This window comes from Sphingobium sp. LMC3-1-1.1, from assembly GCF_040676285.1.
In the GTDB taxonomy this organism is placed as follows: Bacteria; Pseudomonadota; Alphaproteobacteria; order Sphingomonadales; family Sphingomonadaceae; genus Sphingobium.
Genome location: NZ_JBEGHQ010000001.1, coordinates 741,932 through 755,680, shown reverse-complemented (window position 1 = coordinate 755,680; position 13,749 = coordinate 741,932). Strand labels below are relative to the sequence as shown.

Here is a 13,749-nt window from a genome sequence, read left to right as displayed (position 1 = left end):
ATTGGTGTTCTAGAAATGCAGAGCAGCGCTCAATGTTATTTGCGTGCCGCTATAGTTCGAGACACTGGTGTCTGTTCTGCGAGTATAATGCTGGGCATCCAGCGTAAGATCGAAGCGATCGGAAAGTTTCCTCCTCAACAGGCCGCCAAAACGACGATTACGATCGGCCGTGATTGAATAGGGACGAAGTGCAGCATCCTGCCGGAACTTTCTGCGGTCCCATTCCGCATACAGACCGCCCGACGTCAATTCGGAGATCGAAAATTCGCCCTGGATGCGATAACTGCTATCAATGGTGAAGCCGGCGGCGATCAGGCTGTCGTTTATGATCGCACGCTCCGTCGTCGCCGTCAGCTTCAGGCGGGGAATGGCCTGTGTAGAGAGGCTGACTTTCCACCCCAGACCGTCATAGCTGCCCACGGCCGCGCTATCGCTGCTGACGTCGAGCCAGCGGACATCCGCGTCGATCTGCGTGATCGGCGTCACCGCGCGCTGGAATCTCAAGCCATAGCTGTTGATGCGATTTTCGATGCCCAGCGCGTTGCGCTTGCTGTTCACTCGCTCATAATAGGCGGTCAGCGTACCAAAACTGGGCATGGCATAGCCGACACCGCCCCGGAACGTATCGCTGGTCTGGTCGGCATAGTCGAACTCTGCGGCGTTGCGGGTCGTGTCATGCTCATAGCTTGCCACCGGGAAAAGTCCTGGCCGCTCGCACGTGAAATCCGCACCGATCGTGGAGAATTTCTGAAGATTTTCCGTCACCGCATTGATGTCGCCATAATCGGCGCGCTGCTGGCGATAGGCGGCCCTTGGGGTGATCAGGCAGGTAGCGCCGAAGCGGATATTGGCCTTTGCCTCCGTATCCAGACGCAGCTTGCTCCGCTGCTCTTCGGAAATGAAACGGTCATATCCGATCTTGCCGCGCAGGAGGATGTCGTGTCGTCCGATCGGCATGCCATAGGCCGCCTCCAGAGAGGGCGTGACGATCAGATCGGCGGTGGGCTTTTCGATGTTATCGTTCACGCGATAGATATTGTCGTCATAAAGTAGATCCAGGCCAGCCGTAAGGTGTAGGCCGTAATCACTTATTCTTTTTTCCTCCGCTGCATTTTCAATGCGCTTTGGCTCGGTTGTGTTGTCATTTTCCTGTGCACGCGAAACTGCAGGCGAGGCCGTGAGCATTGCGGCACCACTTATGGCTGCCGCAAAACAGGTGCGCGACCATGAATTCTGTCGATCGCTGGGCGCAGAATTCCGGCCCCGCAATCGCGGATTATTATATTTGTCCAAAACCAATCGACCCTTATTGCATTGCAGCAATCAGGGCATGCTAGAAGTATTTTTGCGTAAAACCACTGCCGGAAAAACAGCTTGTCGCGTCAAAACAACGGCTCGGTTCATCGCAAAGAAGGCGCGTCGGGACCAGTCCCGGCGCGCCCTGCTGCTGTTAATCTGGGAGAAAGCTTGAGCCGGATGAATCCGGTCAGAAGATCAGCCAGGCAATTGCCGATAAAGCACCGACAAAGGTCAGTATGCCGGCCCAGCGCGATAGCAGTTGCACGCCGCTCTCGGCGCGATCGACGAAAGTCGTGCTGCCGGCATGCACCGGAATCTCGCGGCGTACCTCCGCCGTTTCGATCAAAGAGGGTGCCGCTGCAACTGCTGCAAATTCTTCCGCCACGTCGATATTCCGCCGCCCATTGGTGATGACGTTAATATCCGATTTTGCGGTTAACAAATAGTTCGGACGATGGCGGCTTGGCCATCAGTTCGTCGCATATGGAGGCGAATCAGGTTCGAAATCCTGATCTGGGATAAGATAATTTGCGACGAACCGATTTTATGAGCAGTTTGTCGCAAATCTCGATTTTTCAGAGGAACCTTTTCCGCCGATCTGCGTGTTGGCGCTTCCTCGATTCGCCATCGATGTCAGGGTGCTGAACTGTATCACATACTAATAGGCGTTTTTGTGAACCAGCACGTTGAGCGTACCGAACAGGATCGCAATATCGCGCATCAGGCTCCAGCCGTGCAGATATTCCAGGTCGGCCTCGACCCTGTTCAATATGTCGCGGCGCGTTTCAGTAGCGCCGCGAAAGCCGCGGATCTGCGCCAGCCCGGTAATTCCCGGCTTCAGCGCATGGCGGTGCCAATATTGCCGGTCTACCTGCCAGAACAGTTGCTCCTCTGCCGTTGATCCCAAGGCGTGGGGGCGTGGCCCCACCAGGCTCATCTCGCCCAGCAGGACGTTGATGAGCTGCGGCAGTTCATCGATGCTGGTCTTGCGGATGAATGCCCCTACACGCGTGATGCGATTATCATCCCGCTGCGTGGAGGTTGCGCCAGCGCCGTCGCACTGCTCCACCTTCATGCTCCGGAACTTGAGTATGTGGAACAGCATGTTGCCGCGCCCGATCCGTTCCTGCTTGAAGAAAATGGGGCCAGGCGAATCCAGTTTGATAAGGATCGCGACCACCGCCATCAGCGGCGCGATCAGGATGAGCACCGGGACCGTCAATGCGATGTCCAGCAGACGCTTCTTCGCGCGGTTGGCAAGGTTCAGCGGACCGCGCGACACCACGAGCGTCGGGCTGCCGCCATAGGATTGAACGGCAAGCGGAGCCATCGGGTCCAGTTCCGGCACGATGATCTCGCCCAATATGTTGCCGCCCTTCAGCATCTGCGCCCAATCCGCCTTGCGGTCGGCGGGGCAGGATATCACCGCGCGATCATAATCGCGGAGCAGGGTGCCCAGGCGGTGCAGCATATATGGATCGTCCAGATCGGCCTTCAGTCCGACGGCTGATGCATCGACGATCACCATGCCGCTGACGTCGTCCGGAATGGTGCCGTCGTCGATGATCAGAAGTTGGGCGAACAGTCCGTCCGCAAAATTGCGGCGGACCATTTGCACGATCATGAACCGTTGCAGCACCAGCAGGCTTCCGCTGCACAATATCCCTGCCGAAACGCCAAGCCGCGACAGATGGCCGGTCGCCTTGAGCGAGAACACGACGAGCAGGAAGATCAGCAAAGTGCCAGCCAAGGCCATTGTTGCGCTGCGGCATGATTGGGTCATGCGCATCAGGCAATGGGGGTTATATGCCTGGTTGTGAAAAGCCAGGACGGCATAAACGATCATGCCGCCCGCCAGCGGTTGCCACTGCCCGTTGGCCAGCCATTGCAGCCCTGCCGCGCGCAGGCCAAGGGCGAAGCCCGTTGCAAGCGCAGCCATGTCGGCAACCAGCAGCAACAAACAAAGCCAGAGCCGCGCATTCCGCTGACCTGCGGCCGTGGCGGGCTGGCGACTGGGGATACCTTTGATCGCCAGATCAATTTTCGACATCTGCAACCCTTTTTTATGTCCTGACGTCAAACCGTGCACCGCCGTGCGGCAGCGTGTTAACCATCAGACATCCGCAGTGTTTTGATTTATGTTGCGCAGCAGCAGGGCATAAATGTTTTGGGCTGACAATCGGGCTTTAGGTGCGCGGACCCGCTTTTCCGATGATCCGTTGGTCCTGAAGGATGCTCTGCCCCAGATTTGCGACGACCCGAAATGCAGGGCGATGCCATGGCTTGCAGCCGGAGGCGCGCAGCGCATCGCCAAACCCGAATCAGCGGCAGTTTCAAGCTATTGTCCACCACCCCAGCAGAAGCAGAGTAGCAATCAGTGCCAAAGGGCCGGCCCATCGCGAAATGCGCTGGATCCCGGCTTCCATCCGTTCGTGCGGAAAATGCCAGCGGGAGGGCCTTGCCTCGCCGTTGATGCTTTCCCCGTGCACAGGATCATGCTGAGGCGCGACGGAGGCCTTCTTTCCGTCCTGGCCCTGTTCGTGTGATTTCGATGAAAGGTCGATCATGTCGCTGTCCAACCGTGCATGATGCGGCCTGCCGACAGAATAGCCCGGTTGGCCGAAAAAGAAAGCAGATTCGCATTCTGGGCAACTCGCAAGATCATCTGCGACGCATCTGCGCTCTTGGATGAAACCGCTGCGGTGATTATCCTCCCTCTCATGAAACAGGACCGACAAATCGATGCGATCGACCGCAAGATTATCGCGGCGCTGCAGGAGGACGCCACCCTTAGCCATTCCGACCTGGCGGAACGGGTTGGGGCCTCCAGCGCTTCCTGCTGGCGCCGGATCAAGGCGCTGGAGATTGCGGGTGTCTTCGCCGCTACCGTCAGGCTTGTGGATCCTGAAAAGATCGGCCGTGGCGTTAATGTCCTTTGCCACATCCGCATGCGCAGCCACGCGCAGGATGCGCGCCGCGCATTCGAGCAATTCGTTGAGAGCCGGCCAGAAATCGTCGAATGTTTTTCGATGTCTGGCGAATGGGATTATCTGATACGCGTCGTCGTGGCGGACGTCGCGGACTATAATCGCTTCCTGATGATGACCCTGTTGGGACATCCATCGGTCGCGGGCGCAGCTTCCCATTTCGCGCTGTCCATGACCAAGTTCACCACGGCATTGCCAGTCTGAAGCGGTTTTCAGTCAGATTGAACGGGATCGATCAATCGGTTGCTTTGCTTTATCGTGAACACTTGACTGGAGCGAGCAACCTGCGCCGCGATTTAACGCGGCGCGCCAAATCGGGCCGTGGTAGGGCGTGGAAATCAAGTTGTGGCAAGGAGGTCTGGTGGACGCACTAGGGCTCGAACCTAGGACCCGCTGATTAAGAGTCAGCTGCTCTACCAACTGAGCTATGCGTCCATGCCCGCGTTCGGCCTAAGCCTTGATCGTCGGGAATTTGGTGGACGCACTAGGGCTCGAACCTAGGACCCGCTGATTAAGAGTCAGCTGCTCTACCAACTGAGCTATGCGTCCACATCCGCTTTCAGCTAGTCCCGGACGGGCCGTCGCTTTGGCGTGGCCGGGCTGGTAGCAGCCGCATGGGACTTTGCAAACAGGAAATCGTGTCCTTCGGCATATTTTTGCGGGAGCGCTGGCTTTCAGCTCCAGCTTCCCGGACGATGAGGGCGCTTACCCGACCGGTCGATCGCCATGATGATGCCGACGCACAGCATGACTGTCAGCATCGATGACCCGCCATAGGACATGAACGGCAGGGGAATGCCCACCACCGGCGCCAGGCCCATCACCATCATCAGGTTGATCGCAACGTAGAAGAAGATCGTCGTGGTCAGCCCGGCCGCCACCAGCCGCGCATATCGGTCCTGCGCGCGCAGCGACACGCCTATGCCCCAGCGGAACAGCAGCATGAACGCGCCTATGAGCAGCACCCCGCCCAGCATTCCCCATTCCTCCGCCATGGTGGCGAAGACGAAATCGGTGTGCCCTTCGGGCAGATAGTCCAGATGGCTTTGCGTACCTTTCAGGAAGCCCTTGCCGAATATCCCGCCCGACCCGATGGCGATCTTCGACTGGCTGATATGATAGCCTGCACCCAGCGGATCGCTTTCGGGGTCAAGAAAGATGAGGACGCGGTTCTTCTGGTAATCGTGCAGGAAACTGAAGGCTATGGGCACGACGGCGGCCAGCGTCAGTCCCGATCCCACGAAAAGGCGCAGAGGCAATCCTGCAAGGAACATCACGGTGACCCCGCCCGCGGCGATCATGGTCGCGGTGCCGAGGTCGGGTTGAATCAGCACCAGCGACCAGGGCAGGCCGATCAACACCAGCGCGGGCCAGATGGCATTCCAGCGCCTTATCTCGCCCACTGGAAGCAGCGCATAGAAACGCGCGACCGCCAGCACGATGATCGGCTTCATGAATTCGGAGGGCTGGAGTTGCATGAAGCCCAGGTTGATCCATCTCTGGCTTCCCCCCGCGACTCCTCCGATCAGTTCGACGAGGAACAGGAAGACCAGAACGGTGCCATAGGCGGGAAAGGCAAGGCGGGCGAAGGTTTCCATGGATATCCGGCTCAACACCAGCGCCATGCCTGAAAAGATGACGAAACGAACACCCTGATTGATCGCCCAAGGGGTGATGCTGCCGCCGGCGGCGCTGTAGAGCACCAATGTCCCAAAGCCGGCGATCGCGAGCAATATGCCCAGCACTCGCCACGGGAATTGGGTCAGGGGCTCAGGTACGATGCTCATGGCGCGCTGTCTGCCGGAGGAGGAACGTCATCCGCGTCGGCTGCCGGCGCCGCCGTTGAAGCCGGGGGGCGGGGAGACGCAGTTGCCGCACCGTTGCCCTCGGCTGCGTTCATTGCATTGGCTGCTTCGGCGGGGGGGGGCTGCCCCTTCTCGATCGCTTTCGCCAGCTTGTAGGCCGCCATCTGCCGGGCCATCCGTTCGGCCGGCGGACCGCCCCAATCCTTCTCTATGGTTTCCAGCTTCTCCATCGCCTTTGCGGGGTCAAAGAGGAAGGTCATGGTGTCCGCCGCGATCATGGGCGCGTCCTCGATCCGGTTGATGTGTCCGCCATGCTCGATGATGCAGGCGATGGCATAGCGTGGATTGTCGAACGGAGCGAAGCCCTGGAACAGCGCGTGGTCGCGCAGCTTGAAGGGCAGCGAGGCGTTGCTGCGCACGCCGCCGCCGCGTTCAGCCATGGTGATGCGGCGGACCTGCGCCGTTCCGGTCTTGCCTGCCATCATCACGCCGGGCAGGGGGATGCGGGCCGCGCCGCCCGTTCCGCCGCCGTTCACCACCGCGCTCATCGCGTCGCGGATGGTCACCAGATGTTCCTCATTCACGCCCACAGGGGCTGGCGCGGGTCGGTGCGCGCCGAAGATGAAGTTGGGCATCAATTGCCGGCCCGTCGCCAATCGCGCGGCCATCACCGCCATCTGCAACGGATTGATGAGCATGTAGCCCTGACCGATGGTGGCGTTGACCGTGTCGTACACCTGCCATTTCTGATTATATTTTTTGAGCTTCCACGCCGGATCGGGGACCGTGCCGAAACTCTGGCTGGGGAAGGGAAGGTCGAACTTCTGCCCCATGCCGACGCGCCGCGCCATGCTGGCGATCCGGTCCATGCCGATCCGCTGCGCCATCTGGTAGAAATAGATATCGCAGCTTTGCGCGATCGCCCCGCGCATGTTGAGCGAACCGTGCCCGCGACGCTTATGGCAGTGGAACAGCGTGTTGCCGACCCGGATCGCACCGGGGCAGTTCACTGTGTCCATGGGTGAAATCCCCGCCTCCAGCAACGCGAGCGCCACCATCGGCTTGACCGTCGATCCTGGCGGGTAAAGCCCCTGCAGCGTCTTGTTGCGGAGCGGGACATGGTCATCCTTTGACAGCATGTCCCATTCCAGATGGCTGATGCCGTCCGAAAAGCTGTTCGGATCGAAGCTTGGCATCGACGCCATCGCCAGCACGTCGCCATTGTGGCAGTCGATCACCACCACGGAACCGCTTTGCGTCGCCAGCCGGCGCCCGGCATATTCCTGAAGGCCCGCGTCTATGGTGAGCTTGATCGCATTGCCGGGCGTGTCGGGCCGGGTGGTGAGTTCCCGCACGATCTTGCCCCGCGCCGTTACTTCTACGCGCTTGGCGCCCGGCTTGCCCGTCAATTCGCTATCGAATGCGCGCTCCAGCCCGTCCTTGCCGACCTTGAAGCCCGGCGTGATCAACAGTGGGTTCTTGCGCTCTTCATATTCCTTGGCCGACGCCGCGCCGACATAGCCGAGCAGATGCCCCACGGTCGCGCCCGCCGGATAATTGCGGGAAAAGCCCTGGCTTGGCGACACGCCGGGCAGGTCGGGCAGCCGAACGCTGACCGCCGCGAATTGGTCGTAGCTCAGCTTTTCCGCCACCTGGACCGGGCGAAACCCCGCCGATTTGTCGAGTTCCTCCTTGATCCGCTCAACCTCATCATCGCCCAGCGCCAGCAGATGGGCCAGGCTGCGGATCGTATTCTCCGCATCTGTCACCCGTTCCGGGATCAGGTCGACGCGAAAGTCGGTGCGGTTATTGGCGAGGGGGCGTCCATTGCGATCGATGATCCACCCGCGCCGGGGAGGGATCAGCGTCAGGTTGACGCGGTTGCTTTCCGAAAGGAGGTTGTATTTCTCATTCTCCGCAACGCTTATCCAGCCCATCCGTCCCACAAGCAGCGCGCCGATCGCCCCCTGCAAACCGCCCACCACCATCGCCCGGCGCGTGAAGGTGAAGGACAGGGAGGCTTCGGTAACGGTCTTCTTCTTGAGAAAAGGCAGCTTCATGCCATCACGCGCCAGCGGTCGATCCGGGCGCATTGCCGAACGACGAAGGGAAAGAGCAGGACAGTCCAGACCATTTGCGGTGCGACCAGCAGCAGTTTGATGTCTCCTCCGCCGGTGATCCGCGCGAAGAAGACGCCGCCGGCGATGCAGAAGATAATGGCGATGGCCGCGATTAACCAGTCCTGCCGATAGCTGCGCCAGACCATGCGATGTTCGATGGCGTCGATGCCAATCAGCATTATGGTCCACAGGCACATGGCCGAACCGATGGGTTGGCCGCTGGCGATATCGTCGAACAGGCCGAGCGGGACGCCGATCCAGGTGCGCCACAATTCGGGGCGCAACAACCGCCAGGAAAGCAGCAGCAGCAGACCGAAAGGAGGCATGACGGGCGATTGCGCGATCACCGGCAAAGCCGTCGCCAGCGATCCCAGCATGACCGTGATCACCGGAGTCCCCGCCAGCCGAAAGCGCGAGGGATGACGGCCAAGGCGCGGCACATGCTGCAAATGGGGATCGATCATGGGGCGGCTGCGTTCTGCGTGGCCTCCGGCACGACTGGAGCAGTCGTAGCACCGCCCTCCGGCCGGGTGACGGCTTCCTCGAAGGAGCGCTCCACCACCACCGCGTCGACCTTGGACGGGTTGGCGAGCGGCACGCCATAAGCGATCTCCCCCGCGATGCGGACGATTACCGCCACGGGAATGTTGGGCTGATAAACTCCGCCCACCCCGGATGTCACAAGCAGGTCACCTGGCTTGAATGGGTTACGCCCCGCAGCCAGCGCGCGAATCTCCAAAGTGCCGTCGCCCAGTCCCGTCGAGATGGCGGGCACGCTGTCATTGGCCCGCCGCACCGGCACGATGTTGCTTGTATCCGTCAGCAGCAACACTTCGGCCGTATTGGGCGTGGTGGTGTGGATGCGTCCGATCAGCCCCTCCGGCGCGCGCACCGGCATTCCCGGTCGAACACCCTGCCAGCGTCCGGCGTTGAGCCGCGCCAGCCGCCGCGTGCTGGTGGAGGAAGAGGCGATCAGCCGCGCCGTCAGCAATTCGCTGCCATCATCCTCGACCAGCTTCAGCAGCTTTTTCAGGCGCAGATTTTCCTGCGCCACCGCCTTTGCTTCTATGATGCGGTTGCGATCGTTCTCGACCTGCCGGCGCAGCGCCACATTCTGGGAACCCGCGTGCCAGTAGCTGGCCAGCACCTCGTCGACTGATGAAACGCCGCTCACCATATTCTTGAGCGTGACCGACGCCGGACGAGTGACCTCCGCCGTCGCGATGCGGATCGCGGCGAAGCCCGTCGGATCGAAAATGGCGACAACCACCAGAAGCAGGCCGACGGCGGCGCCCGTCATCGCCACGACATAGGAGGCGAAGAGGCTATATTGCGCCTTCCGGTTATGCCCGGGGCGTCGGCTGGGTGGCCGCGCCATGCTGCCCCCTTCAAGCGGTCTGGAGAACGCCCCGGAAGATCGGGTCCTCCATCGCCCGGCCAGTGCCGATGGCGACGCAGGTCAGCGGATCTTCAGCGATAGTGACCGGCAGGCCGGTTTCGTCACGCAGTTCATCGTCGAGCCCCTTGAGCAGCGCGCCCCCGCCGGTCAGGACGATGCCCTGGTCGACGATATCCGCAGCCAGTTCCGGCGCGGTATTTTCCAGCGCAATGCGGACGCCTTCGACGATGGTGCTGATCGGTTCGGCCAGCGCGTCCGCGATCTGTCCCTGATTGATCGAGATTTCCTTGGGCACGCCGTTCACCAGGTCACGGCCCTTGATATGGATCGTCTCGCCAACACCGTCTTCGGGTGGTTGCGCGACGCCGAACTGCTTCTTGATCCGCTCGGCTGTCGCCTCGCCGATGAGCAGATTATGGTGGCGGCGAACGAAGGAAACGATCGCTTCGTCCATCTTGTCGCCGCCCACGCGAACGGAGGTGGTATAGGCCAGGCCGCGCAGAGAAAGTACGGCGACTTCCGTCGTGCCGCCGCCAATGTCGACCACCATCGAACCAATGGGTTCCGTCACGGGCATGTCGGCACCGATGGCGGCGGCCATAGGTTCCTCGATCAGGAACACCTGGCTGGCGCCGGCATTGCTCGCCGCGTCGCGAATCGCGCGGCGCTCGACGCTGGTCGATCCCGACGGCACGCAGATCACGATCTCGGGGAAGCGCCACGGCCGCGACTTGCCGCCATGCACCTTGGTGATGAAATGCTTGATCATCTGCTCGGCCACGTCGATGTCCGCGATCACGCCGTCCCGCAGGGGGCGGATCGCTTCGATCGAATCGGGTGTCTTGCCCATCATCAGCTTGGCGTCGTCACCGACGGCCTTCACCCGCTTCACGCCGTTCAGCGTCTCTACCGCCACGACCGAGGGTTCATTGAGCACGATGCCGCGCCCCCGCACATAGACCACGGTGTTCGCCGTGCCGAGATCGATGGCCATGTCCTGAGAGGAAAGTTTGAAGAGACGCGAGAAGATCGACATGCCTGTTCCTGTGCAGCCCGCATGCCCCGGCGAAGCGAACCGGGACAGTCGGAAAGTTCGCCCCGCAATTCACATGCCCTGCAGTCGATTTTGGTTGACCAAAATTTATGGGGCTTGCGTCTCGCGGAAAGCGCTCGCTTGGGCTAGTCACTAATCAATGTCAATACGCCGTCTGCCCGAACATCTGGTCAATCGCATCGCCGCGGGCGAAGTGGTCGAAAGGCCTGCCAGCGCGCTCAAGGAAATCGTGGAAAATGCGTTGGATGCGGGATCGCGCCGGATCGCCATTCGCATCTCCAGCGGCGGGCTCGACCGGATAGAGGTAAGCGATGACGGCTGCGGCATGGCTCCCGACGAAATCGCGCTGGCGCTGGAGCGCCATGCGACGTCGAAATTGCCCGACGACGCGATCGAGAATGTCGCGACGCTCGGTTTCCGGGGCGAAGCCTTGCCTTCCATCGCCAGTGTCGCCCGTCTCTCCATCGACAGCCGTCCGCAGGGGCAGGACGGTTGGAACCGCACCGTCGACAATGGCGCTGTTGTGAACGAAGGGCCTGCCGCGCTGCCTCCAGGCACGCGCGTCACGGTCGAGCAGCTTTTCGCCCGCGTTCCCGCTCGCCGCAAGTTCCTGCGTTCGGCCAAGGCGGAATATGCCGCATGCCTCGACGTCGTTCGCCGCCTTGCCATGGCGCATCCGTCTGTCGCCTTCAGCATGGAGCATGACGGACGGCGCGTGCTGGGCGTGCAGGGGGGCGAGGCGCGGGAGGATCGCGTTGCCGCACTCACCGACCGGGCGCTGGCCGACAATCATGTCATCGTCTCGCTGGAAAGGGAGGGGGTGCGCCTGTCCGGCGTGGCCTCGCTGCCGACCTATAATCGCGGGGTGGGCGATCATCAGTTCCTGTTCGTGAATGGCCGTCCGGTGCGCGACCGGCTGCTCGTCGGGGCGGTCAGGGGTGCCTATGCCGATATGCTGGCGCGGGACCGGCATCCTGTCGTCGCGCTTTTCCTGGATGTCCCGCCGCTTGAAGTGGACGTCAACGTTCATCCCGCCAAAACCGAAGTGCGCTTTCGCGACCCGGCGCTGATCCGGGGTATGATCGTGTCCGGATTGCGCAGGGCACTGGATGCGGAGGGCTTTCGCGCCGTCCAGCATGCCGACCCGGCGGCCCTCTCCGCGTGGAAGCCGGAGCCGATCTCGCCCACACCCATCGGCGCGATGCCGATCTTCGAGGCGGTCGGCACGACCACGCCGACCTATTCGGTGGCGGAACGTCGCCCCACTTTCCTGACGCCGCCGCCCCAGGCACGTGCGGAACCCGCCGCCGCGCCAGCGCCGGAAAGCGCGAGCTTTCCCCTTGGCGTTGCTCGTGGACAGGTTGCCCGCACCTATATCGTCGCGGAGGCGGAAGATGGCCTCGTCATCGTTGACCAGCATGCCGCGCACGAAAGGCTCACGCTGGAGCGGATGCGCCGCGCCATGGAGGGGCAGGGCGTCGCCGCGCAGGCGCTGCTGCTGCCCGAAGTGGTCGAACTGGACGAGCCGGCATGCGACCGGCTGGAGGCGCGGATCGAGGAGCTCAAGGAATTCGGGCTGGAGTTGGAGCGGTTCGGTCCCGCGGCCATTCTGGTCCGCGCCACGCCTGCCATGTTGGGGCAGGGGGATGTGCAGGGTCTGGTGTCTGATCTAGCCGATGATCTGGCTGCCTATGACAGCGCCCTTGCCCTGAAGGAACGGCTGGATCTGGTCGCTGCAACCATGGCCTGTCACGGCTCCGTGCGCGCCGGCCGCATGCTGAGCGTGACCGAAATGAACGCTCTGCTGCGCGAGATGGAGATCACCCCACGCAGCGGCCAATGCAATCACGGCCGCCCGACCTGGGTGAAACTCGGCCATGGCGACATAGAAAAGCTCTTCGGCAGGAAATAGTGCCGATATTCTTCCAGAAGGACTTGCCCTGGCACTCGCCCCTTGCGCCCGCCGCCGGTTGAGGCAAGTTTCAAGCATTGCTTGGCCAGGGACAACGGAAATGAAGCGACTCCTCCTACTCCTGACGGTCCTGCCTCTGAGTGCGCAGGCTGCCCCAGGCACCTGCGCCAACCCGCTGCCCCTGGCCGAGCCATGGACAAGCTGGCCGCAAAGCGGCGACGTCATGGCCGGAGCCACGGTTTCCACAGCGCCGCGCATCATCCTCGGCAAGCCGGTGACTGCAACGCTCCGCCCCGGCGCGCAGGTTCAGTTCGCCGTTCGATCCGGCAAGTCCGCTGCGAAAAGCTATGGCGGCCTGTTTACACTGGCGGTCAAGGACGCCGCGCGTATCGGTGTGGCCCTGTCCACCGCCGGATGGGTGGATGTCGCAACCGGAACGACCGTGCGCGCATCCGTCGGCCACGGCCATGGTCCGGACTGTTCCGGTATCCGCAAGATCGTATGGTTCGACCTTCCGCCTGGCCTGCATATCATCCAGCTAAGCGGCGCGATGGCATCCTCTATCCGCATCATGGCCGCCGACTCCCGCGCCAACCAACCGCGCTAGGTAAAAGATGTTTCCTGCCGATCCGAAACCTGCGGGTGGGGAGAGCCGGGCAATCCAGACCCGGCGGCAATCATTCGGAATCAGGCCGATCGCGTCCGGAACATGGCAATGGGCTTCATCGACAGAACCGGTTCGTCGCGCTGGTTGAACAGGGTGATGTGGGTCTTCACTATTCCCATTTCCGGCCTGCTGCGCGAAGCCTTGAGATCGATCACCTCCGAAACGCCGCGCAGCGTATCGCCTGGCCGAACCGGCTGTAACCAGCGCAACTCGTCCACGCCCAGCGCGCCCAGACTGGCCGCCTGAACGCCGGGATTGCGCTGCCACATCGCCACCATCATCTTCATCGACAGGGCCGTCGTATGCCAGCCGCTGGAGGCGAGGCTGCCGAAGTGGGTTGCTGCCGCAGCTTCATCGGACAGGTGAAAGGGCTGGGGATCGAATTCGCGCGCGAAGGCAATGATCTCCTCCCGGCTGATGGTGACCGGCCCGAACTCGTTTCGGTCGCCCAGCTTCACATCTTCGAAATAGACGATCTCACTCATACCCGTTTCCTTCCGCAACGG

14 protein-coding genes and 2 tRNA genes are annotated in these 13,749 nt (G+C 61.8%); 4 read left to right on the top strand and 12 right to left on the bottom strand.

What is annotated here, in order from left to right:
- Positions 1 to 9: 9 nt before the first annotated feature.
- On the bottom strand, positions 10 to 1,185 hold the full coding sequence (locus MRBLMC3_RS03665) for a hypothetical protein (protein ID WP_414714616.1): 1,176 nt from the start codon (positions 1,183 to 1,185) through the stop codon (positions 10 to 12).
- Between MRBLMC3_RS03665 and MRBLMC3_RS03660 the strand changes: the two genes are divergently transcribed.
- Complete coding sequence (locus MRBLMC3_RS03660; protein WP_363825872.1) at positions 1,178 to 1,471, top strand: hypothetical protein; 294 nt, start codon at positions 1,178 to 1,180, stop codon at positions 1,469 to 1,471. The two genes, MRBLMC3_RS03665 and MRBLMC3_RS03660, sit on opposite strands and share 8 nt — an antisense overlap.
- A 15-nt stretch (positions 1,472 to 1,486) precedes the next feature.
- Here the strand turns inward: MRBLMC3_RS03660 and MRBLMC3_RS03655 are convergent, their stop codons facing one another.
- The 3 genes from MRBLMC3_RS03655 to MRBLMC3_RS03645 form a co-directional block, all read right to left on the bottom strand.
- Positions 1,487 to 1,741, bottom strand: a complete 255-nt coding sequence (locus MRBLMC3_RS03655) for a hypothetical protein (protein ID WP_363754715.1) — start codon at positions 1,739 to 1,741, stop codon at positions 1,487 to 1,489.
- A gap of 216 nt (positions 1,742 to 1,957) precedes the next feature.
- Complete coding sequence (locus MRBLMC3_RS03650; RefSeq protein ID WP_363734696.1) at positions 1,958 to 3,349, bottom strand: sugar transferase; 1,392 nt, start codon at positions 3,347 to 3,349, stop codon at positions 1,958 to 1,960.
- Between the two features lie 283 nt (positions 3,350 to 3,632).
- The gene (locus tag MRBLMC3_RS03645) at positions 3,633 to 3,866 is read right to left on the bottom strand and encodes a hypothetical protein (protein ID WP_363825869.1); all 234 of its coding nucleotides are present in this window, start codon (positions 3,864 to 3,866) and stop codon (positions 3,633 to 3,635) included.
- A 153-nt stretch (positions 3,867 to 4,019) separates the two neighbouring features.
- Between MRBLMC3_RS03645 and MRBLMC3_RS03640 the strand changes: the two genes are divergently transcribed.
- Positions 4,020 to 4,490, top strand: a complete 471-nt coding sequence (locus MRBLMC3_RS03640; protein WP_133652386.1) for an Lrp/AsnC family transcriptional regulator — start codon at positions 4,020 to 4,022, stop codon at positions 4,488 to 4,490.
- 155 nt (positions 4,491 to 4,645) lie between these two features.
- On the opposite strand, the gene MRBLMC3_RS03635 is transcribed toward MRBLMC3_RS03640, so the two are convergent.
- The 7 genes from MRBLMC3_RS03635 to MRBLMC3_RS03605 all read right to left on the bottom strand — a co-directional run bounded on the left by MRBLMC3_RS03635 (position 4,646) and on the right by MRBLMC3_RS03605 (position 10,646).
- Positions 4,646 to 4,721: transfer RNA gene (locus MRBLMC3_RS03635), tRNA-Lys, on the bottom strand.
- Between the two features lie 38 nt (positions 4,722 to 4,759).
- Positions 4,760 to 4,835, bottom strand: a tRNA-Lys gene (locus tag MRBLMC3_RS03630).
- Positions 4,836 to 4,960: 125 nt separating this feature from the next.
- Positions 4,961 to 6,073 carry a rod shape-determining protein RodA gene (rodA, locus tag MRBLMC3_RS03625; RefSeq protein WP_363734697.1) on the bottom strand — a complete coding sequence of 371 codons (1,113 nt, stop codon included), beginning with the start codon at positions 6,071 to 6,073 and terminating at the stop codon, positions 4,961 to 4,963.
- Complete coding sequence (gene mrdA, locus MRBLMC3_RS03620; protein ID WP_363754713.1) at positions 6,070 to 8,151, bottom strand: penicillin-binding protein 2; 2,082 nt, start codon at positions 8,149 to 8,151, stop codon at positions 6,070 to 6,072. The genes rodA and mrdA overlap by 4 nt, the downstream gene beginning before the upstream one ends.
- On the bottom strand, positions 8,148 to 8,675 hold the full coding sequence (gene mreD / locus MRBLMC3_RS03615; protein ID WP_133652103.1) for a rod shape-determining protein MreD: 528 nt from the start codon (positions 8,673 to 8,675) through the stop codon (positions 8,148 to 8,150). The genes mrdA and mreD overlap by 4 nt, the downstream gene beginning before the upstream one ends.
- Positions 8,672 to 9,589 carry a rod shape-determining protein MreC gene (mreC, locus tag MRBLMC3_RS03610; RefSeq protein ID WP_363825867.1) on the bottom strand — a complete coding sequence of 306 codons (918 nt, stop codon included), beginning with the start codon at positions 9,587 to 9,589 and terminating at the stop codon, positions 8,672 to 8,674. Before mreC ends, mreD begins: the two co-directional genes overlap by 4 nt.
- Before the next feature lie 10 nt (positions 9,590 to 9,599).
- A complete protein-coding gene (locus MRBLMC3_RS03605) occupies positions 9,600 to 10,646 on the bottom strand; it encodes a rod shape-determining protein (RefSeq protein ID WP_007685698.1) in 1,047 nt (348 codons plus the stop codon).
- A gap of 157 nt (positions 10,647 to 10,803) precedes the next feature.
- On the opposite strand from MRBLMC3_RS03605, the gene mutL reads away from it, so the two are divergent.
- Both mutL and MRBLMC3_RS03595 read left to right on the top strand, forming a co-directional pair.
- Positions 10,804 to 12,576 (top strand): DNA mismatch repair endonuclease MutL, encoded by a 1,773-nt coding sequence (gene mutL / locus MRBLMC3_RS03600; protein ID WP_363734704.1) that lies wholly within the window; start codon positions 10,804 to 10,806, stop codon positions 12,574 to 12,576.
- 100 nt (positions 12,577 to 12,676) lie between these two features.
- Positions 12,677 to 13,183 carry a hypothetical protein gene (locus MRBLMC3_RS03595; protein WP_363825865.1) on the top strand — a complete coding sequence of 169 codons (507 nt, stop codon included), beginning with the start codon at positions 12,677 to 12,679 and terminating at the stop codon, positions 13,181 to 13,183.
- 80 nt (positions 13,184 to 13,263) lie between these two features.
- Here MRBLMC3_RS03595 and MRBLMC3_RS03590 read toward each other — a convergent pair whose 3' ends face one another.
- Positions 13,264 to 13,728: a MaoC family dehydratase gene (locus tag MRBLMC3_RS03590; protein ID WP_133652099.1), complete on the bottom strand. Its 465-nt coding sequence runs from the start codon at positions 13,726 to 13,728 to the stop codon at positions 13,264 to 13,266.
- Positions 13,729 to 13,749 lie beyond the last annotated feature (21 nt).

What these genes read in the sequence shown, in the direction of transcription:
- MRBLMC3_RS03665 (WP_414714616.1), bottom strand. Translation starts at nt 1,185, where the DNA reads ATGCTCACGGCCTCGCCTGCAGTTTCGCGTGCACAGGAAAATGACAAC.
- MRBLMC3_RS03650 (WP_363734696.1), bottom strand. Translation starts at nt 3,349, where the DNA reads ATGTCGAAAATTGATCTGGCGATCAAAGGTATCCCCAGTCGCCAGCCC.
- MRBLMC3_RS03645 (WP_363825869.1), bottom strand. Translation starts at nt 3,866, where the DNA reads ATGATCGACCTTTCATCGAAATCACACGAACAGGGCCAGGACGGAAAG.
- MRBLMC3_RS03640 (WP_133652386.1), top strand. Translation starts at nt 4,020, where the DNA reads ATGAAACAGGACCGACAAATCGATGCGATCGACCGCAAGATTATCGCG.
- rodA (WP_363734697.1), bottom strand. Translation starts at nt 6,073, where the DNA reads ATGAGCATCGTACCTGAGCCCCTGACCCAATTCCCGTGGCGAGTGCTG.
- mrdA (WP_363754713.1), bottom strand. Translation starts at nt 8,151, where the DNA reads ATGAAGCTGCCTTTTCTCAAGAAGAAGACCGTTACCGAAGCCTCCCTG.
- mreD (WP_133652103.1), bottom strand. Translation starts at nt 8,675, where the DNA reads ATGATCGATCCCCATTTGCAGCATGTGCCGCGCCTTGGCCGTCATCCC.
- mreC (WP_363825867.1), bottom strand. Translation starts at nt 9,589, where the DNA reads ATGGCGCGGCCACCCAGCCGACGCCCCGGGCATAACCGGAAGGCGCAA.
- MRBLMC3_RS03605 (WP_007685698.1), bottom strand. Translation starts at nt 10,646, where the DNA reads ATGTCGATCTTCTCGCGTCTCTTCAAACTTTCCTCTCAGGACATGGCC.
- mutL (WP_363734704.1), top strand. Translation starts at nt 10,804, where the DNA reads ATGTCAATACGCCGTCTGCCCGAACATCTGGTCAATCGCATCGCCGCG.
- MRBLMC3_RS03595 (WP_363825865.1), top strand. Translation starts at nt 12,677, where the DNA reads ATGAAGCGACTCCTCCTACTCCTGACGGTCCTGCCTCTGAGTGCGCAG.
- MRBLMC3_RS03590 (WP_133652099.1), bottom strand. Translation starts at nt 13,728, where the DNA reads ATGAGTGAGATCGTCTATTTCGAAGATGTGAAGCTGGGCGACCGAAAC.